This window comes from Actinophytocola sp. (assembly GCF_049647105.1).
Taxonomy (GTDB): Bacteria; Actinomycetota; Actinomycetes; order Mycobacteriales; family Pseudonocardiaceae; genus Actinophytocola.
Genome location: NZ_JBARWZ010000282.1, coordinates 20,268 through 36,248 on the forward strand (window position 1 = coordinate 20,268; position 15,981 = coordinate 36,248).

Annotated in this window: 12 protein-coding genes and 1 pseudogene; 9 read left to right on the plus strand and 4 right to left on the minus strand. The window is 67.9% G+C overall.

Annotation, left to right across the window (positions count from 1 at the left end):
- Positions 1-4: 4 nt before the first annotated feature.
- Positions 5-1,321: a metallophosphoesterase family protein gene (locus tag WBA97_RS33505; RefSeq protein WP_424234998.1), complete on the minus strand. Its 1,317-nt coding sequence runs from the start codon at positions 1,319-1,321 to the stop codon at positions 5-7.
- Positions 1,322-1,448: 127 nt separating this feature from the next.
- On the opposite strand from WBA97_RS33505, the gene WBA97_RS33510 reads away from it, so the two are divergent.
- From WBA97_RS33510 to WBA97_RS33545, 8 genes are all read left to right on the plus strand, one after another.
- Positions 1,449-2,306, plus strand: a complete 858-nt coding sequence (locus tag WBA97_RS33510) for a hypothetical protein (protein ID WP_424234999.1) — start codon at positions 1,449-1,451, stop codon at positions 2,304-2,306.
- Between the two features lie 46 nt (positions 2,307-2,352).
- The gene (locus WBA97_RS33515; protein ID WP_424235000.1) at positions 2,353-3,504 is read left to right on the plus strand and encodes a hypothetical protein; all 1,152 of its coding nucleotides are present in this window, start codon (positions 2,353-2,355) and stop codon (positions 3,502-3,504) included.
- A complete protein-coding gene (locus WBA97_RS33520) occupies positions 3,501-5,033 on the plus strand; it encodes a hypothetical protein (RefSeq protein WP_424235001.1) in 1,533 nt (510 codons plus the stop codon). Before WBA97_RS33515 ends, WBA97_RS33520 begins: the two co-directional genes overlap by 4 nt.
- Positions 5,023-6,369 (plus strand): AAA domain-containing protein, encoded by a 1,347-nt coding sequence (locus WBA97_RS33525; protein WP_424235002.1) that lies wholly within the window; start codon positions 5,023-5,025, stop codon positions 6,367-6,369. The genes WBA97_RS33520 and WBA97_RS33525 overlap by 11 nt, the downstream gene beginning before the upstream one ends.
- A gap of 72 nt (positions 6,370-6,441) precedes the next feature.
- Complete coding sequence (locus tag WBA97_RS33530) at positions 6,442-7,965, plus strand: DUF3375 domain-containing protein (protein WP_424235003.1); 1,524 nt, start codon at positions 6,442-6,444, stop codon at positions 7,963-7,965.
- On the plus strand, positions 7,958-8,629 hold the full coding sequence (locus WBA97_RS33535) for a DUF4194 domain-containing protein (protein WP_424235004.1): 672 nt from the start codon (positions 7,958-7,960) through the stop codon (positions 8,627-8,629). Before WBA97_RS33530 ends, WBA97_RS33535 begins: the two co-directional genes overlap by 8 nt.
- Positions 8,626-11,976, plus strand: a complete 3,351-nt coding sequence (locus WBA97_RS33540; RefSeq protein WP_424235005.1) for an ATP-binding protein — start codon at positions 8,626-8,628, stop codon at positions 11,974-11,976. Before WBA97_RS33535 ends, WBA97_RS33540 begins: the two co-directional genes overlap by 4 nt.
- 34 nt (positions 11,977-12,010) lie before the next feature.
- Positions 12,011-13,249 (plus strand): Wadjet anti-phage system protein JetD domain-containing protein, encoded by a 1,239-nt coding sequence (locus WBA97_RS33545; RefSeq protein ID WP_424235006.1) that lies wholly within the window; start codon positions 12,011-12,013, stop codon positions 13,247-13,249.
- A 57-nt stretch (positions 13,250-13,306) separates the two neighbouring features.
- Here WBA97_RS33545 and WBA97_RS33550 read toward each other — a convergent pair whose 3' ends face one another.
- Both WBA97_RS33550 and WBA97_RS33555 read right to left on the minus strand, forming a co-directional pair.
- Complete coding sequence (locus tag WBA97_RS33550; RefSeq protein WP_424235007.1) at positions 13,307-13,984, minus strand: DCL family protein; 678 nt, start codon at positions 13,982-13,984, stop codon at positions 13,307-13,309.
- 113 nt (positions 13,985-14,097) lie between these two features.
- Positions 14,098-14,220, minus strand: a complete 123-nt coding sequence (locus WBA97_RS33555; RefSeq protein ID WP_424235008.1) for a hypothetical protein — start codon at positions 14,218-14,220, stop codon at positions 14,098-14,100.
- 697 nt (positions 14,221-14,917) lie between these two features.
- Between WBA97_RS33555 and WBA97_RS33560 the strand changes: the two genes are divergently transcribed.
- Positions 14,918-15,718, plus strand: a complete 801-nt coding sequence (locus WBA97_RS33560) for a hypothetical protein (protein ID WP_424235009.1) — start codon at positions 14,918-14,920, stop codon at positions 15,716-15,718.
- 157 nt (positions 15,719-15,875) lie between these two features.
- Here the strand turns inward: WBA97_RS33560 and WBA97_RS33565 are convergent.
- Positions 15,876-15,981: pseudogene (locus WBA97_RS33565) on the minus strand (IS5/IS1182 family transposase); the annotation flags it as partial.

Here is a 15,981-nt window from a genome sequence, read left to right on the forward strand (position 1 = left end):
GGCCTCATCGCCGTTCCTCCGTTCCGGTGGCCTCAGCGCCGATCAGCAGTCCGGTGCGGTCGACACCGTCGACGCTCTCGCCGGCGATGACTGCGGTCAGCAGCGTCTCCTCGCAGCAGGCGGCTGGCTCGGCGGGATCCGGCTCGGCCTGCAGGTCCAAGAACGTGGCCATGACGTGGTCCAAGGCGCGGCCGCTGGTGCCGCGACCGGGCAGGTACTCGCGCAGCAGGTCGTCGATGCCGGGCAGCTCCGCGGTGATGGCCGTGCGGTCCAGCACCTGGCCGGCGGCGCCGGGGAAGCGTTCCTCGATGTCGACGATCGTCGCCTGCGGCAGCAGCTTGGCGAGAGCCTCGGCGAGGAACACGGTGGGCGCGTCGACGTCTACTACCGCTTTCACCCAGGCGTCACCAACGCGCTCGGCGCGCTGCGCGATCTCGTCCAGTGTTCCGGTCAGGTGAACCAGGGGGCGGCCGGACTTCAGGGCGACGAGTTCGATCTGGGGCGCCTTGCCCGGGGCGATCTGGGCCAGGACGACGCTCTTGGTGTCGCGGGTCTCGCCGAAGTCCAGCTGGAGCGGGCTGCCGGCGTAGCGGGCGGGGAAACCGGCTCGGTCGACGCGCTGGGGCTTGTGGATGTGCCCGAGCGCGCCGTAGTCGACGCCGGGCAGGGCATCGGCGGCGACGGCGTAGTCGGCGGCGATCGAGACCGGCCGCTCGGAGTGGGAGGGGGTGGCCCCCTCGACGAAGAGGTGTGCGGCGAAGACCAGGAGGTCGTCCGGACCACGGTCGGCGGCCAGGCGGCGGTAGACATCGGCCTGGACGGCGCGAATGCGCTCGGCGTAGGTCGCGGTCGCTGCGGCGGGGTCGGCCAAGTCGTAGGCGAACCGGTTGGGGTGCAGGTAGGGCAACGCGCCGATGCGTAGCGTCAGGTCGCCGGCGGGGTACTCGGCGATCAGGAGCCCGCCTGGGCGGGCGTCGGTGGCGAAACGCACCCGGACCTGGTTGCCCACGCGGTTGCCCATGTCAGTGAGGACATAGTCCAGGAACCGCAGGACATTCGAGGTGTCGTGGTTGCCCGCGACGACGACCACAGGAGCGATGTCGCCGAGCCGGCGCAGCGCCTGAGCGGCACGGTAAACGTCGTCGAGGCCTGGGCGCCCGTCGAAGAGGTCGCCGCTGTGCACGATCAGGTGGGGGGCGAAGTCCGCGGCGATCTCAACGATCTCGTCCAGGACCGCGTCGAACTCGGCGTCGCGCCGGTAGCGGCGGCCGATCTGCCGCCCGAGGTGCCAGTCGGAGGTGTGGAGCACGCGTCCCGTCACGGGAGGCCTCCCTAAGGGGAGTAACGGCGTCGGCCGAAGCCGCGACTGTGGATGTGACATCACGCACCGTACACGATAACTCAGGAGAACTCTGGAAGCCATCTGGAAGTCTGGTACGCTCTCGATCATGAGCGACCCTTTGGATGCGCTGGAGGAGAACATCGCCATGCTGCGCCGCGCGATCCGCGACGCAGCCACCGCTGGTGATTCCGTTCGGCTCGACGAGCTGCGTGCACGGCTTCGCCGCGCCGAACGGGCTTGGAGCGCCCTCGTCGACACCGAAGACCCGTCCACCGCTCCTACGACCGCCGAGCAGGTGGACGAGCTACCGAGCGCGCCGGTCGGCTGGGGAGCGATGCTTCCGGCGCGCGAGCACGCCCACCGGGCGCTGATGCTGCTGCAGACCCCTGCCGCACCCAAGCTCATCGTGAGCGTCCACGAGGCGTTCTTCCCCGGCGAGCTGTCCGCGTCGAAGTTGTCGAGCCTGCGCCGGGACGAGGAACGCTCCTACCACGCCGCACCCGGCGCCCGGCCGTACTACCTGTGCCCCGCCCTGACCCACGACCTGTTGTCACCGGCACGGGCGCTCGTCACGATCAGCACCTGGCGGCTGGAGCAGCGGATCATCGGTCCACTGTCGCCACGCGTGGACTTCCTCACCGGCGCGATCCGCATCGCCGAGGCGATCCGCGGCTCGGTCGATTCGCCGGACACCGAAGCCAGCCCGACGGCGTGGCGCCTGCTCTGGCGCTTCGCCGTGAACATCCCCGGCGCCACGAGCACGAAACCGACCGCCGACGTCGGCACGCCTCCTGACCCGAACCAGGTGATCGACGCCGCACGCGCCGAACTGGACGTGCACGCCGACATCGACCACGCCACCCGAGCCGAGTCAGCCCGGCGGGCACGTAAGCAACTCAGCGACGCTCAGCAACTGTTCGGCGCGTCGCTACGAGACGTCAGACGCCGACAAGCCGAAGCTTGACCCGAGCCCCACCGCATTTATCGCACCACCGCAAGGAACGAACACCGTGATCGCAACTACCGACCAGCGCCTGGCCGCACTGCGCGGCCCCGCACCCCGTATGCACCACAACGCACGAACGCTGGCCGCGCTGGAGAACAACCCCCGCTGCATGCTGCGTGCCGTGCTGGACGCTTCCGGCTCCGACAAGGCCGCGATCGCCGCCCACGCCGGCTACCCAGCTCCGTTCGGCCAGTCGTCCTTCGCCATCGCGCGCGGCAACGTCTTCGAGTCGATGGTGAAGGCCAACGGCTGCGCGGAGTTGCTGCGGGTCCTGCGTGAGACCCTCCAGCTCACGCTGCCGGAGGTGGGTTACCAGGACCTCAACGACGTCGGCGGTGACGGCCGCGCCGAGACCCGCCACGCCCGCACCGCGCACCTGCTGACGGCCGCCGCCCGCGGGCAGGGCAGCGACACGCTCTACGACCACCCGATGCTGCGGCTCGTCGTCGGCGGGCACTCCGTGTTCCTCGAGCCGGACCTCGTCGCCTTCCGCATCGGCGACCGCTTCCACGTCGTGGAGATCAAGAGCTTCCCGATCGTCGACGGGCAGGCCGCGCCAGCGCAGGTGCGGGCGGCGACGACCCAGGCGTGTGCCTACATCATCGCGTTGCGAGCCATGCTTGCCGCGGGCGGCATCGGACCCGAATCCGTTTCCGACACGATCGTGCTGATCGCGCCGAAGGACTTCACCAACCGGCCGACCGGGGCGTTCGTCGACGCGCGCAAGCAGGTCGCCACCCTGACCCGGCAGCTGGAGCGGATCCAGCGCATTGGCGACCTGGTCGACCTCCTGCCCGAAGGCTTGACCTTCGACCTCGCTGCCGACGACACCGGCCGCCCGCGGCGTCCGGCACAGGAGCTGGCCGAGGCGTTGGACCAGGTGCCCGCGACCTACTTCCCGGAGTGCCTCAACCACTGCGAGATGGCGTTCTACTGCCGCTCCCGGGCCCGAGCCGACGGTTCGCTCGACGTGCTCGGGCCCGCGGTCCGCGAGCACCTCGGTGGCATCGACACCGTGACCATGGCCCTCGGCCTGGCCCGAGGGACGCTGACACCGAACGACGATCAGGTCGAGATGGCTGTCGCGTTGCGGCACGCCGCCCGGTTGCGGGCCGAGCTGGTCGACTCCCCCGGCGCGGCGGGAGCAGTCTCATGAGCCGGGTATCGGCGCTGGCCCATCTGGAGGCGATGGAGGCGATGACCGCGATGCCGTTGACCCGCTTCCGGCACCGAAACCTGTCCGACCGGCCGTTGGTGGTGATTCCGCTGACCATGGCGGGCGAAGCGGGCACGCCGTTGGCGGTGCTGGTCGGCGAAAGCAGGAGGTCGCCGACCCTGCTGGTCGTCGGCCAGCCGCGCAACCGGGACCAGCGGTTCGCGTTCGCCGCCGAATTCGGCCGTATCGTGATGGACTACATCGACTCCTGCCGCCAGGACCGCCGGGAAATCCCCTCCCGCGGCGAGGAACGGCGGTCCCGCTACACCTCTGCTCCTCAGATCCTGGTTCCTAACCCCGGTGGGATCAAGGCGCTGGGCGACATGGGCCGGATGTGCCGGTTCCGCCGCACGGACGGCCCGTACCCGGTGCCCGCGGTCGTCCCTGAACTCGGGAAGTGGCTGACGTTCCTGGTCGAAACGGCCGAGCAGGCGGGCACCTCGCTGCTGCTGCCGATGACCGACCTGCTCGGTGAGCACTGGGCCACCGGCCAGAGCGCGCTCGAGGACCAGAACCTGGCCTCGCTCATGGCCTGGATCGCTCCCCCGGACGGGCTGACGGTCCAGGAGGCCATGGCCGACGCCGAGAACCCCGAATTGTGCCCGCCCGCAGGCCCCGCGACGTCTCCGGAGTTCGACAACATCTACCTTGCCCCCGCGATGCGGCGGTTCGACACCGCCCGGGCGGCTGGCAATGAGCAGGCGCTGGCCGAAGCCCAGGCCGACCTGCGGGGGCTGCTCGGCGAACAGCTCAACCCGACCTGGCGTCTGATGTGGACCGCCCTCGCGTTGCTGCGCGGCATCCCCGAGGCACCGCGGGCGGCCACACGCTTCGAGCGCGACTGCGACTCCTTCACCGACTACTCCGACTACCAGGACTCCGGCGACGCCCGGCCACAGCCCAAACGAGACGGCGCGATCAGGGCTGCCCGGCGGCTGAGCAAACTGGAGCGCGCGCTGGCCGACTTCGAAGCCGACATGGCCTTCGACGACCCCTACATCCGCGCCGACCAGCGCAGCCTCGGCGAGGCGTTCGCCGGAACGGTCACGGCAGCCGAGCCTGACCGGGTCAACATCACCGCGTCGAACCGGCGGGTGCCGAGGCCGCGGGTCACCGTGCACACCCTGGATCCCATCCGGCTGGTCAACGACACCAAGCTGATCAGCCCGACGATGCCGCCCGGACACAAAGCCGAGATCGTCTCCATCATCCGCGACGGCGACGCGAACTTGATCATGGTGGAGGTCACCGGCGGCATGGGCCGCGCCCGGGTCCCAAAGCCGGGAACTGTACCTGTTGTCGGGCAGCACATCGACTACCTGCCCGACCCCGGGTGGCGCCCGACCCCTGTGTTCCCGGAAGCGGACCGGATCCCGTGGACGCACGCCGGCGACCCGGAAGACTCCGAAACCGTGGACCCCGTCGCAGCCGACCAAGCGGCCACCGAGGAGTGGGGCGATGACAACTGACGACCACACCGGGTTCGACCCGGCTGCGGCCGCCGACGCGGCGACAACTGCGATCCTGGCCGACCTCGCGGATACCAGCCACCAGGCGGTGGTCGTGGACTCGCCACCCGGCGCCGGCAAGAGCACACTGGTGGTCCGAGCCGCCGGCGACCTCGTCAAAGGCGATGAGCGACCGATCATCGTCGCCCAAACCAACAACCAGGTCGACGACCTGGTCATCCGCCTGGCTCAGGCGTACCCGGACATCACGGTCGGCCGGCTCAGCGCGTCCAGCTACACCACGCCGCCTGCCGTCGACGCCCTCGCGAACACCGTCGTCGCCACCCGTGTGGCCGACCTGGCGGGCTGCGGGGTCGTCGTCGGCACCTCCGCCAAGTGGGCCACCGTTCGCGATGAGACCTTCAGCTGGGCGATCCTGGACGAGTCGTACCAGATGCGCTCGGACATGCTGCTCCAGATCGTCGAAAGGTTCGACCGCGGCCTGTTCGTCGGGGACCCCGGTCAGCTGGACCCCTTCACCGTCGTGGGCACCGAACGGTGGATCGGGCTGCCCCACGACCCGACCCGCAACGGCGTCACCGTAATGCTGGAGCACAACCCCGGCACCCCCGTGCACCGGCTGCCGGTGTCCTGGCGCCTTTCGACCACCGCCGCCCCGACCGTCGCCCGGGCCTTCTACCCGTTCGCCGGCTTCACCGCGGGAACCGGAGAAGGGGTTCGCGCGCTGGAGTTCCGCGCCACGGGCTTTGGCAGCAGCGCCTTGGACGAGACCCTGGCGATGGCGTTCGCCACTGGCTGGGCGTTGCACGAACTGCCCCGCCGCCACGTCCCGCGCACCGACAGCGAGACGATCCAGGCCGCCGCGGACCTCGCCGTCCGGCTGCTGGACCGCGGCGCGATCGCCACCTGCGAACGCCACCGCGGCGGCCGGGTTCTGGACGCCGGTGACGTCGCGATCGGCGTTGCCCACCGCGACCAGGCCGACCTGGTCCGGGTCGCGCTCGCCCGCACGGGCCGCCCGTACGCGGCGCAGGTCGCCGTCGACACGGCCAACCGCCTGCAGGGCCGCGAGTTCGAGGTCGTGATCGTCGTGCACCCGCTGTCCGGTCGCCGGGACGCGACCGCGTTCCACCTGGAGGCCGGGCGGTTGTGCGTGCTCGCCTCTCGGCACCGGCAGGCGTGCATCGTCGTCGCCCGCGAAGGGATCACCGACCTCCTGGACAGCCACCCGTCGACGGACGCCGTGCACCTGTCGGTGCCGGCGAAGTTCCCGGACGGCTGGGAGGCCAACCAGGTCGTGCTGGCCAAACTTGCCCGACACCGCGTTGCCGCATAACTCCGTCACGGGGCGGGAGGAGAACTAGATGTATCTGCTGCGTCACACCGGCGCGCCGTACTCTGAGCGACGATGAGCACACGAGGTGTAGAGGGTGCATACCAGGGTGCGCTTCGCGCGTTCCAGAACCCGATGCTTGATCTGCTCCACCGGACGTATGCGCCGTTCGTGGTGACCGTGCTGGCGATGTTGTTCACCCCTGAGCGGCCGACCGTGGCGGTGGCGGATGCACATGCGGAGATCGACGACACCCTCGACCAGCTGCGGGCTGCGGGATACGGCGACGAGGACAACCAGCCGCTGCCTGCCGGGAACGCGCGCGACTTGTGCAGGCAGTGGGTCTATGCAGGCTGGCTGGTGCGACAGGTGTCCGACAACGACATCGAGGTGTACCGGTTGTCCGCACACGGCGTCGGTGCGCTTGAGGTCGCCGGCCGGGTCGGCGGGGCCCGGACCAGGGTGTCGGAGTCCCGGGTCAGGACGTTGTTGGACGCGATCGAGCGGCTCGCGCAGGACGCCGATCCGGATGTGATGGCCCGTATCGCGCGGCTCGAGGTGGAGATCCGGCAGCGTCAGCAGGAGCTCGCCCGTCTCGAACAGGGCGGCACCGTGGATGCCGTTGATGACGAGCAGTTGCTCGAGGCGGCCGAGAACGTGCTGCATCTGGCGCGGGAACTGCCCGCCGACTTTGCCCGCGTGGCTGAGTCGATCAAAGCGATGCAGCGGGATGTCGTCGCGGAGTTGCGGCAGGACGTGCGGCCGACCGGTGAGGTGCTGCGCGAGTACCTGGCCCGCGGCCAGCAGATCATGGACACGACACCGGAAGGCCGTGCGTTCGCCGGGGCGTTGCGCCTGATCGGTGATCCGGCGCAGATCGACGACCTGTGGAGCCAGCTGCACACGGTGTTGCGGCACCGATTCACCGGCTTGCTGCCGGAGCTCCAGCGAAGGGAGCTCACCGAGATCGCCCGCCGGATCGAGCAGGGCGTCAACGAGGTGCTGACGGCACAACGGCAGGCGTCCCATGTGATCACCACTCAGGTCCGCAACCATGACCCGTTGCGAGACCGCCAGGTGGACGAGCTGTTGCGGGACGTGATGTCCGGATTCCACAAGTGGGTACCCAACTCGCGGCGCAGCGCGACTGTGGACCCGCTGCGCCGCCTTCCGGTGGCCGATGTCGGGCATCTGCGGCAAACGATGAGCGATGTGCGGCCAGCTCAACCACCCGCGCCGTTGCGGGAATGGGACGAAGCGGAGGACGTGCCAGACGCGGACACCCGCGCGTGGGGTGGTCCTCGGTACGCCGAACTGCGTGCGCACCTGGCGGCGTTCGCAGACGATGCGGAGCGTGTCGATGTCGCGGCCGCGTTCCGCGCAGCGCCTGAGGAGATCCAACGACCCGTTGATCTGCTCGGCCTGCTGGAGATCGCGCATGACCTCGGAATGACCGATACGGCTGAGGTCACGGTGGTCGAAGCGGTCCGCCCCGACCAGACTCGGCGACGGTTCGCGTTCGGCGGCGTGTCGGTGACGAATCTTGCGTCGACGAGCCCGGTGCCGGCCAGCGTTGACGGGAGTGACGACGATGAGTGAACCGGACAGCGACGAAGCCGATTGGTCGGATGACACGGCGGCGGGGTTCATCGAGCCGGTTTCGATGGAGGATGACCCGGCGGAGCTGTTCGCCGGTGACGCGGGCACGCTCGACGCGGACGTGCGGCGGGTGCTGGTCCAGCTGTTGCGGCGCAAGTTCCTGCTGGCCGAGAAGTACCCGGCACAGTGGCGCACGTTGCTGGAGAACCAGCAGATCATCGAGTCACGGTTGCATGACCTGTTCGTCCGGCTCGTGGTCGATCACGACCGCGGTATCGCCTACAAGCAGCAGGTGCGCTCCGCGGAGCTGGACGTGCCGATCCTGCTCAAGGACGACCCCTACAACCGTGCCGAGACCTTGGTGCTGGTGCACCTGCGGACCGTCTTCCAACGGGAAAGTGGTGCGGGCGAGACGTCCGCTCGGGTGGACATCGAAGAGCTGGAACAGACCGTGCTGACCTATTTCGATCCGGAGGACCACAACCTGGCCCGCGGCCAGCGCGACATCCGTAAAGCAGTAGAGCGGCTGGCCACTGAAGGACTGATCACCGAGGAGTCCGCAGGGCGGTACCGGATCACACCGCTGGTCGAGGTTGTGCTGAGCACCGAGAAGCTCACCGAGCTGAACCAGTGGCTGCGCGAACGGAACGAGGTTACGTCGTGAGCATGATCGACACGCTGTTCGGGCTGATCCCGGCGGCCTCCCGTGGCCAGCAGTGGGTCGCGCGGAACCTGCAGTTGGTCAACTGGGGCGGCTACGATGGGTACCACCAGGTGAGGCTCGCTTCCGGCGCGACCCTGCTCAGCGGGGGTTCCGGGTCGGGCAAGTCGACGCTGATGGACTCCTACATCGCGTTGCTCATGCCGCACACGACACCGTTCAACGGGGCGTCCAACGGCGGTGTCGTCGGCCGACCCAGAGGCAAGGACCAGCGCAACATCCTCTCCTACGCGCGCGGGAAACTCGACGAGTCTCGGACCGATGGCGAGACGAGATCGCAGGTGCTGCGTGGGGACGGCCGCGACACCTGGTCGGCGATCGCGATGACCTGGGTCGACCACACCGGTGCCGAGTTCACCGCGCTCCGGGCCTGGTACGTGCCATCATCCGCCCGCACCCTCGACGACATCGGCCCGGTCCGCGCCACCTGTGACAGCTCGTACGACCTACGCACACTGGAAGCCGTGGCGAAACCGGACATCAAGCTCGCCCGTGCCGCGGTCACCGCAACCGGCCTCACCTGCTTCGAGACCGACAAGGAATTCATCGCGCGACTGCACACCACGCTTGGTATCGGGGCCGCAGGCGACGGGCACAAGGCGGTCGGGCTGCTCGGCCGAATCCAGGCCGGCCAGCAGATCACCACGGTTGACGCGCTGTACAAGACGATGGTCCTCGAAGAACCGTCCACATTGACCACGGCGGACGCGGTGGTGCAGCAGTTCGACGAATTGTCCGGCACGCGGAAGCGGATGATCACCGCCCGGCAGCAGGTGAAGGCATTGACGCCAATCCGCGAACATCGGGACACCATCGACGACGCGGAGGCACAGCTGCGGATCATCGACGACGTCGGGGCGTTCACCGACGCCTCGTCCCCCGCCGCGTTGTGGCGTCATGAACGCCGGCTTGACCTGTTACGCGCGGCCGAGGAAGACCTGGCACGGCGGCACCGCCAAGCCGAGCAGAACGTGCTGGAGACAGACGCGTTGATCAAGGCGGCGGAGTCCCAGCGCGACGGGGTGATCGACACCCTGCGCGCCTCCGGCGGCGACCGGTTGGACACCGCACTTCGAGAGATCCGCGGCGTGGAGCAGCGGCTGGCCAACGTCGAACGCTCGCGGGAGCGACTGGACCGGGCGCTGGACATCATCGGTGCCACCGTGTCGACCGAACTGGATTACGTCGCGCTGGTCGAGACAGCACACCGAGTACTTGCCGACAGCGACGCCAGGAAAACTGCGCAAACGCAGTTCGCTGAGGCAATGGCGGAACAACGGGACGCCGAACGAGTCCTGACCAGGTTGCGTGCCGAGCGCAAGGCCGCCAAGACACGGCGGAGCAACTTCCCGGACGACCTGCACAATGCACGCGCCGCGCTGGCCGAGGCCGCCAAGCTCACCCCGGACGACCTGCCGTTCGTCGGTGAGCTGATCGAAGTACGAACGGAGTTCGAGCCGTGGCGGGAAGCGTTCAACCTGGCGCTTGGCGGGTTCGCCTCCCGGATGCTGATCGACATCGGCCAGTTGAGCTCATTCCGCGAGGCGATCAACGCGGTGTCGCTCCCCTGGCGCGTCCAGTTTGAGGGGGTGCGCACTGGCCTGCGCGACGAGGTCGGACTGGAGGATAAGACGCTCCCCGGCCGGCTCGACTACCGGCCATCGCCGTTCACCGCCTGGCTCAAGAGCGAACTCGCCCGCCGGTTCGACTACGTCTGTATCGAGACACCTAGGCTGCTTGGGCAATACCCCAAAGCACTCACGATCACCGGCCAGACGTCGGACCGCAGTCGGGGCGCGCACGGCGGTCACGGCCGGCGCAACCTGCTCGGCTTCACCAACAGCAGGCTGCTCGCCGACCTCGAAACCCGGATCGGCCATGCCCAACAACGCCTTGACATCGCCGAAGAGCGGGTGACGGAGGCGGAGACGACCCTCAACTCGTTCGAAGCCAGACGCGCTGCCTACCAGGCCCTGACCGAGCTGTCCTGGGACCAGGTGGACGTCGCGTCGGTCAAGGCAGAACGGGACCGCTGGTCGCGCGTCATCGACGAGGTGCGGGCGGGCAACCCGGAGATCGATCGGCTTCAGCAGGATACGGAGAAGCTCAAGAAGCGGGTCACCAAGCTGACCGAGCGCATCGGCCAGCAGAAGGGCGAGGCTAAAACGCTCGGCGAGTCTTGGGAATCGACGGTCGACGAGGTGGATCACGCCCAGCAGGCACTCGACATCGCCGTGGAGACCGGCATAGAGGTCAGCCGAGAACACCGGGCATACCTGGCGACGCTGTTCGACGGAGCCTCAGACGACACCGCCCCGACCGCAGCGCTCGCGGAGTTCGACGCCGCCATGAAACGTGCCACCGAGCGGCGCCGCGCCGACAAGCAGTCCGCGACGGAATCGATCAGCCGATCGGAGAAGGCACTACACGACACATTCTCGACGTTCGTCGAGCGCTGGCCCAACCCGAACCTCGGCACCGACCCGCACGCCTCCTACCGCGACTTCGACCACCTGCTCACCGACCTGGAGACCAACGGCCTGCACGAGCTAGAGACCGAGTGGCGCGACAGCCTGCTCAAACTCTCCGGCAACGACCTCACCAGCCTCGACAGTGAACTCGCCGCCGCTGTCCGAGAGATCCGCGACCGAATCGACCCCGTCAACCGCATCCTCGCCGACCTGCCATTCGCCGACGACGACCACCGGCTCCGCATCGACCCGCAAGAAAGCCACTCCGCAGTGCGCGCCCGGTTCCGCAAGGAACTACGCGAAGTACGTGCCTTCATCGACAAGGCGACGACGGACGCCGACCGCGAACGCGCCTACCACCGGATGGCCAAGGTGATCGACCGCATCCGCCGCACCGCGCCCGACTTCGCCGACCTGATCGACGTGCGCAACCACGTCCGAATCAGCGCCGAGAAACGCAATCTCGCCGGCGAGCACGTCGCCGTGTACGACCACATCGGCGAGAAGTCCGGCGGCGAGTCCCAAGAACTGGTGGCGTTCATCGTCGGTGCCGCGTTGCGCTACCAACTGGGCGACGCCGGCTCCGAACGCCCCCGCTACGCCCCCGTCTTCCTCGACGAGGCACTCATCAAGGCGGACGCGCACTTCACCGGCCGGGCCATCGGCGCGTGGCGCGGACTCGGCTTCCAACTCATCATCGGCGCACCCAACGACAAGCACAGCGCAATCGAGCCGCACGTGGACGCGGAGTACCTGATCCTCAAGACCACCCAGGGCCGATCCTGGGCAAAACCCATCATCGGTGTATCCGGCACATGACCGCCGACGCATCCGTCGCAGCGGAGGCAACATCATGAACACCCGCCTCATCACCCCGGACGACGCCGTCACGGCCATCCGCCGCAAGATCAACCAGAAGTGGGCGGAAGCTGTGTGCGCGGAACTGGGCGTCGGCGAGCGGGTCACGTTCTCCGTTCCGCTCCGCCCCGGTGTGTCGACCGGCAAGGCCGTCGAGCAGATCGGGCACGCCGCCTGGCACGAGTGGCACATGCGCTGGCGCGAGTTCGCCGGCCAGCTTCCCGTCGGCGTGGAGATCGTCTGTAAGACGGTCTCCGTCCGGGGTGTCACTGGCGAGTTTCCCGCCACGCTCATCGCAGACCTGGATGCCGCCGTCGCCCTGGTTGCCGAAGCCGGATCCGGAGCTCGTACCGATGCCGAACCGCCGTCCGTGGACGTCGACCGCGCCCGCACGCTCGCGTCGTCGCTGCGGTCGGCTGGCGCGGTCCTCATCCCGGCCACCCTTCGGGCTACATACCGGCTTCAAACCGCCGACGCGGAGGTGTTGATCAATGCCGTGACCTGGCTACGCCAGCACCCCGACGCCAGCGCCTGGACCGCGCGTCAACTCCCAGTCCCCGGCATGCACACCAAATGGCTGGACACCCACGGAACGCTGCTGCGGGACGTCACCGAACGCGACGTCCGAAACGAGGTCCGGCCCCGGCTGACCGTCGTGCACCTGACCTACGTCGACCCTGACCACGCCGCAACGGGCCGCCGCAGACACGACGCCTGGACCACCGGCGACGTGCACGACATCGCCTACCGGCCGCGAATCGTCCTCATCGTCGAGAACCGCGACTCCCGACTCTGGTTCCCGCCAGTCAAGGACACGATCGTGGTCGAAGGCGGCGGCAAGGCCGCAGCCACCCTCCTCGCGAATGTGCCCTGGATCCGCGCAGCAAACCACATCGTCTACTGGGGAGACATCGACGCGGACGGCTACACAATCCTCGACCAGTTCCGCGCCGCGCTGGCCAAGCCGACGCCGGACGGTGCACCGGCAAAGCCCGTCACCTCCATCCTCATGGACGCCACCGACCTACACCGCTACGCCCAGCACGGCGTAAACCACGACAAGGCCGGCCGTCCCATCAAGCCGTCATCGGCGACCCTGCCGCACCTCACCGAAGCCGAGGCCACCGCGTACGACATCATCGCAACCGTCGGCCCCACGCCATTTCGACGGATCGAACAGGAAGCCATCCCCCTCACCCACGCCGCAACCCGACTGCTAGACGGCATGACGTGACGTTGGCGCTCTGGCCGGGCGCTATTGTGACATCAAGTTTATTGCCGCCACGGCCCGCTAACCACGCACTCTCGGACCTCGCTTGAGCAACGATAGATTGGCTTCAATGGACACTACTCGCAAGGTGGCGTTGCGACGGTGATAGTCACGCCATGCCCTTGCTTGGTCATCGCGTCCGAGTTGCACCCCGATCGATCCGTCCGCACGTGCGATGACCATCTCATCCCAACCGCCCTGCTCACCAACGAACTGCTCCGCGAGTTCGAGGAACGTGGGCGAACTGTGATCAACATGCGCCTCTTCCCTCGCAACGACCCGACCCGTGACCGCACACAACACCGGAGCTGGTGAACGATAGGTTTCCTCGGCGAATTCGTACACCTGATTCGAGACTTCGTGTCGCATCGCACCCATCACCAGCCGTCGGTGCGATGGAGGCCGCAGGCACTTTATAAACGAGAAATCAGTTTCGGAACGATCGACGCGGACAAGATAGAACGATCGTTGCCGGACGAATTTTGGATTGACGCGAACCTCGAAGTGAGCTACGCCACAACCCAACTTTTCGTCTCGTTCCGGATGTAGTTCTAGGAGATCAAGCAGGAACTGCTCGTCTGCGATTCCAGTGACCCGGCGTCCCGGATCATAACGGTAAAGAACGTCGCGGCAGGCCTGCTCCGCATCCTTCTTCAGGGCAAAGGAACGGTCCCCCACGAGCACGGGATTGCGCGGCATCGATTCTTCCCTCCGTAGCTTCCGAGATCAGGTTTACTCGGCTTGACACGGCCATACAAGGGCAGCGCCAGTCGCTGGCCTGTCCCCCCGGTCCTCGCGAACTGACCGTGGACTCAGTTCTTGAGCGCACGGAGTCGGCGTTGGACCTCATCAGGGCCGAGGGTGGTGGCGATAGCGTGGAGGTCGGGGCTGCGGGTGGATCCGGTGAGAGCGACCCGGATGAGTTGTTCTGGCATCCAACCATGTCGATCTCGAACTGATCATCGCTGATCCGTCAGTCATCACCATGACAAGGGTCGTTACCTGGCTCGCAGCCAATGTCCCGAGTGAACTGCCCGCTCTGCCTCGGGCGAGAACCGGAAGCGCACCGCGACAGATGATCCTCGTGTATCGCCTTCACCACGGCGTGGAACACGGCCTTTGGCGGGGTCGGCCGGAGGCCAGCCACCTGTTACTCGTGCTGCCTGCGCTCCCGGGCGGCCCGCTGTCGGCCTGACCCATGTGGATGATCCACGCCGCGAGACTGAACCCGACGACCAGCGCGACGCTGGTAGCCGCAGCTGCCCACGTCGACCACCGCAGCACCACGCGGCGGAGCAGCACCGCGGCGCACGCGACGATGGAGCTGCGATGCTCGGCGAGCCACGTCACCTGGCGGGACGTTCACAGCAGAGGGCAGAACCCTCATCGCGGCGCTCGACCGGCAGTGGCTGGTCGGCGGAGCGGTAGTTGACCAGGTAGGTGTCGACGGTGTCGCCCCTGGGTACGAGCCCGCTGCCTGAAACCGTCCCGAGACTCCCTCAGCTCAGTCCGCCCGCGTTGCAACGACATCCTGCCGCAGGCCACGACGCTCTCGAACGCATAACGCACCGGATCGGCGGGGCGGTCGCCGGAATCCGTCCCGGATTGCTGTGGGTGCTGTACAACGGGCTCGTGAATGACGAGCTCAAGGTCTTTCGGGATGCGTTGCCGGACCTCAGGCGTTGGCAGCAGCGCGCGAAGCAGTTGGAACGGCCCGAGCCCGGCAGTGACCTTGCCGAGGACGATTCAGCCTTCTCGTATCAGCCGATCAGCGAGACCGTGCGCCTCAGCCTGATCTCCGCCGGCGAACACCTACGTCTGGTCTGGGACGGGCTGGAACTCAAGAACTACTACACCATGAGCCAGTACAGCGCGGTGCGCACCGCAATCGTTGGCGCGGCCCAAGCCGTCTGGGTCCTCGCGCCCAACGAGCCGACGACCCGCCGCGAACGCGGCTACATCGCAATCACCGACACCTACGTGCAGCTGCGTAAGTACCACGAGCTCGTCCTCCGGCAGGCAACGGAGCTGCAGCGGTTGCAGCTGACTCCCGAGCGAGAGGCCAAGCTGCGTGATCAAATCGCGTGGGTGGAGTCCCGCGAAGCTGCCGTGCGTGCGCTGCGCACCGGCCAGGCGATGTTGAACGTCGCCGCCTTCATCGAGGCGGCCGCGCCAGAGATCTTCCCCGGCGACGAGTTTCGCCAGGCCGGCTTGAGGCAAGCGTGGAACATCCTGTCCTCCGACGCGCATGTTCTGTCCTGGAGCCTGGCGATGAGGACGACCTTCGCCACACCGGCGGACAATCTCACCGGGCTCTCGACCGGTGCCGCCGACGGACGAAGCCTCGGAGGCCTTGCCGCCTGGTTCAGTCTTGCCATGCACAGCCTGCGCCGCGGCTGGAGCCTGTTCGACCGCCGCTGCGAGGGACGCTGAGGGCCGGGGCCGCGTGGAGCGAGGATGCGCTTCGATGTGGCTAATGAACGAGCTGGTGCCGTCACGACTTATCTCACCGCTGTCGGACATGCTCGCGCCCTGATCCTTGTGCACTCCTGCGCCCCTTCCACCCCTTAGAGGCTCCGGCGAATGAGGGTCACTTGAGGCGGCGGGTGGTGGGGCGGCTGTCCCATCGGTAGGTCTGGCGGGCTTGTTGGATGAGGCAGCGCAGGGTGACGAACGCGGCGGCCAGGTGGAGGTAG

What these genes read in the sequence shown, in the direction of transcription:
- WBA97_RS33510 (WP_424234999.1), top strand. Translation starts at nt 1,449, where the DNA reads ATGAGCGACCCTTTGGATGCGCTGGAGGAGAACATCGCCATGCTGCGC.
- WBA97_RS33520 (WP_424235001.1), top strand. Translation starts at nt 3,501, where the DNA reads ATGAGCCGGGTATCGGCGCTGGCCCATCTGGAGGCGATGGAGGCGATG.
- WBA97_RS33525 (WP_424235002.1), top strand. Translation starts at nt 5,023, where the DNA reads ATGACAACTGACGACCACACCGGGTTCGACCCGGCTGCGGCCGCCGAC.
- WBA97_RS33530 (WP_424235003.1), top strand. Translation starts at nt 6,442, where the DNA reads ATGAGCACACGAGGTGTAGAGGGTGCATACCAGGGTGCGCTTCGCGCG.
- WBA97_RS33535 (WP_424235004.1), top strand. Translation starts at nt 7,958, where the DNA reads ATGAGTGAACCGGACAGCGACGAAGCCGATTGGTCGGATGACACGGCG.
- WBA97_RS33545 (WP_424235006.1), top strand. Translation starts at nt 12,011, where the DNA reads ATGAACACCCGCCTCATCACCCCGGACGACGCCGTCACGGCCATCCGC.
- WBA97_RS33550 (WP_424235007.1), bottom strand. Translation starts at nt 13,984, where the DNA reads ATGCCGCGCAATCCCGTGCTCGTGGGGGACCGTTCCTTTGCCCTGAAG.
- WBA97_RS33555 (WP_424235008.1), bottom strand. Translation starts at nt 14,220, where the DNA reads ATGCCAGAACAACTCATCCGGGTCGCTCTCACCGGATCCACCCGCAGC.